Origin of the sequence: Streptomyces sp. BR123, from assembly GCF_013401435.1 — a bacterium.
Taxonomy (GTDB): Bacteria; Actinomycetota; Actinomycetes; order Streptomycetales; family Streptomycetaceae; genus Streptomyces.
This window is the reverse complement of the sequence record NZ_JACBGN010000475.1, coordinates 1-3402: the sequence shown is the minus strand read 5'-3', so window position 1 is coordinate 3402 and position 3402 is coordinate 1. Positions and strand designations below refer to the sequence as shown.

The 3402-nt window shown below is 75.6% G+C and carries 2 protein-coding genes; one reads left to right on the top strand and one right to left on the bottom strand.

Annotated elements, in window-relative coordinates:
• Nucleotides 1-99: 99 nt before the first annotated feature.
• Nucleotides 100-2181, top strand: coding sequence for a molybdopterin oxidoreductase family protein (locus tag HYE82_RS35185; protein ID WP_179178293.1), 2082 nt, complete (start codon nucleotides 100-102; stop codon nucleotides 2179-2181).
• Nucleotides 2182-2256: 75 nt separating this feature from the next.
• On the opposite strand, the gene HYE82_RS35180 is transcribed toward HYE82_RS35185, so the two are convergent.
• On the bottom strand, nucleotides 2257-3240 hold the full coding sequence (locus tag HYE82_RS35180; RefSeq protein ID WP_179178292.1) for a nucleotidyl transferase AbiEii/AbiGii toxin family protein: 984 nt from the start codon (nucleotides 3238-3240) through the stop codon (nucleotides 2257-2259).
• Nucleotides 3241-3402: the final 162 nt, after the last annotated feature.

Below are 3402 nucleotides of genomic sequence, written 5' to 3'. Positions count from 1 at the left end.
GGGCCTCACCGGGGGGCGGCGGGCGCGCTGAGGTGCCCGTACAGCAGGCGTAACCGGCAGGCGGCGGCCCGCGTAACACCGGCGCCGCACGCTGGCTCCATGCACACGCCCGACACCGCCACCGCCACGCACTGCCCGTACTGCGCGCTCCAGTGCGGCATGAGGCTCCGCCCCACGCCGGACGGAGCGGAACCGGCAGCGGTGGAGGAGCGGGCCGACTTCCCCGTGAACCGGGGCGCGCTGTGCGGCAAGGGCCGCACCGCCCCCGCCGTGCTCTCCTCCCGGGTGCGCCTGACCGAGCCGCTCATCCGCACCCATGCCGGCCGGCTCGAGCCGGCCACCTGGGAGGAGGCCCTCGACGCCGTCGCCGCAGGCCTCGCCCGCACCCGGGGCACCCACGGCCCGGACGCGGTCGGCGTCTTCGGCGGCGGCGGGCTCACCAACGAGAAGGCGTACGCGCTCGGCAAGTTCGCCCGTGTCGCCCTCCGCACCTCGCAGATCGACTACAACGGCCGCTTCTGCATGTCCTCGGCTGCCGCCGCCCACCAGCGGGCGTTCGGCCTGGACCGCGGGCTGCCCTTCCCGCTGGAGGACATCCCGCACACCGGCTGCGTGATCCTCGTCGGCTCCAACCTCGCCGAGACGATGCCGCCCGCCCTGCGCTACCTCACCGAGCTGAAGGCCAACGGCGGCACCCTGATCGTCGTCGACCCGCGCCGCACCCGCACCGCGGAACAGGCCGACCTGCACCTGGCGCCCCGCCCCGGCACGGATCTCGCCCTCGCACTGGGCCTGCTGCACCTGGTCGTCGCCGAGGGCCGCACCGACGAAGAGTTCATCGCAGAGCGCACCACCGGCTGGGAGGAGGCCCGCGCGGCGGCGATGGCGCACTGGCCGGAACTGGTCGAGCGGATCACCGGCGTCCCCGTTCCGAAGCTCCGCGAGGCCATCTCGCTGTTCTGCGGCCCCTCCTCCGCGATGGTCCTCACCGCCCGTGGGCCCGAGCAGCAGTCCAAGGGCACCGACACCGTCGGGGCGTGGATCAACCTGTGCCTGGCCACCGGCCGCGCCGGCCGCCCGCTCTCCGGGTACGGCTGCCTCACCGGCCAGGGCAACGGCCAGGGCGGCCGCGAGCACGGCCAGAAAGCCGACCAGCTCCCCGGCTACCGCAAACTGGCCGACCCGGCCGCACGGGCCCACGTCGCCGGGGTGTGGGGCGTCGACCCCGACACCCTCCCGGGCCCGGGGCGCAGCGCGTACGAACTCCTCGACGCCCTCGGCACGGACGTCAGGGCCCTGCTCCTGATGGGCTCCAACCCGGTGGTCTCGGCGCCCCGCGCCGCCCACATCGAGGACCGCATCCGCGCCCTGGACTTCCTGGCCGTCGCGGACGTCGTCCTGTCCGAGACCGCGGCCCTCGCCGACGTGGTCCTTCCGGTCACCCAGTGGGCGGAGGAAACCGGCACCACCACCAACCTGGAGGGCCGGGTCCTGCTGCGCCGCCGGGCCCTGAGCCCGCCACCGGGCGTCCGCAGCGACCTGGAGGTCCTGCACGGCCTGGCGGGCCGCCTCGGCATCGAGAAGGGCTTCCCGACCGCCCCCGAGGAGGTCTTCGAGGAGCTCCGGCGTGCCTCGGCCGGCGGCCCGGCCGACTACTCGGGCATCTCCTACACCCGCATCGAGACCGAGCAGGGCGTGTTCTGGCCCTGCCCCGAGGGCTCCGCGGGGCAGCCGCGGCTCTTCCTCGACCGCTTCGCCACCGACGACGGCCGCGCCCGCTTCGTCCCCGTCTCCCACCGCGAGGCGGCCGAGGTCCCGGACGCCGAGTACCCGCTCCTGCTCACCACGGGCCGGGTGGTCGCCCAGTACCAGTCGGGGGCCCAGACCCGCCGCGTCGACGAGCTGAACGCGGCCGCGCCCGGCGCCTTCGTGGAGCTCCACCCGCGCCTTGCGGCCCGGATCGGCGTGGCCGACGGCGACCCGCTCGCCGTCACCTCCCGCCGCGGCCGCGCCGTCGCCCCGGCCCGCGTCACGGACGCCATCCGCGCCGACACGGTTTTCATGCCGTTCCACTGGCCGGGCGAGGGCCGCGCCAACACCCTGACCAACCCGGCCCTGGACCCCGTCTCCCGCATGCCGGAGTTCAAGGTCTGCGCCGTCCGCGTGGAGCCGGTGCGGTAGCCGGTGCGCCGGCCGCGCGCCGGGGCGCGAGGGCCGGCCGCCGGAGCGCCGGGTCGCACCGCCCCGGCCGGGCGCTCACGGGCCGTCCTGGGCGAACACCGGCTCCAGTGCGGCCAGCAGCCGCCGCACGAGTCCGCTCTCCTCGACGTCGAGCGCCGGGTACTCCCTGCGGAAGCCGCTCCAGTCGACGTGGGCGAAGGACTCGAACACGTCGGGCGTGAACGGCACCGTACGCCCCTGCTCCTCGAACTCGCCGGACAGCCGGAACACCTCCTCCACCAGCGCGCGCGACGGGGTACGGCTCTCCGCCAGCAGGACCGCGTCGTACAGGTCCTTGCCCTGCGGATACAGGTCCCCGGCCAGCCACATCAGCTTCCAGGCCAGGGACAGCTCCCGCGTGGCCCCCAGCAGCGGCACCCCGGCCACCTCCACCGGCTCGGCGGGCACCGGCAGGGGCTCGTTGAAGACGAAGTCCAGCTGCACCTGTCCGCCGGGCAGCCCCGGCGCCGACCAGGGCAGCACCAGCCGCCGCCCCGGGACGCGCTCGTACGTCCAGATGTACTCGGACGCCGCCTCCCGGGCCGGCATGTCCAGGTCCCCGGCCAGCCGCTCGGCCGCCGCCGCGATGTCGTCCAGCATGCGCCCGGTGCGGTCCTCCTCGATCCGCCGGTCAGCGGGGACGACGACGAAGTCCAGGTCGTGCGGCTCCCGCGCCGAAGGCCCGAACCACCGGGCCATCAGCATGCTGCCGCGGAGCACCAGCGACGGCGCCCACCCGGACTCCCGTACGGCGCGCAGGGCGACCGCCATGGCGGTGCGCCGCGCCCGCAGCCAGGCCTCGCGGACCACCGGGTCCTCGATCGCCGGATCCAGCAGCCGGTACGCCCCGGCGAAGTGCTTCAGCGCCGGGTCGAACGCCACGGCGGACGGCGCCTGCGGTCCCGCGCCCGCCAGCAGGGTCCGCGGTGGTGAGTCCGCGCGCCGCAGCCGCTCCTCGGCCGGCTCCGCCGGATCGTCCGGCCCGCCCGGAATGGAGGGGCTCCATTGCGCCCCGCTCATGCGGCCGCCCCTTCCTCGATCCATCCGTCGTCCACCGACAGACCACTGTCGTACAGCACGAACTCCCGCTCCTCCGAGCGGATGTCGTACCCGGCGGACACCAGCTCGGCGACGAGTGCGTCGCACACCCGGCCGGCTTCTGCCGCTCCCACCGCCCCCGCC

Coding starts and splice junctions, on each gene's coding strand:
- HYE82_RS35185 (WP_179178293.1), top strand. CDS start 100: ATGCACACGCCCGACACCGCCACCGCCACGCACTGCCCGTACTGCGCG.
- HYE82_RS35180 (WP_179178292.1), bottom strand. CDS start 3,240: ATGAGCGGGGCGCAATGGAGCCCCTCCATTCCGGGCGGGCCGGACGAT.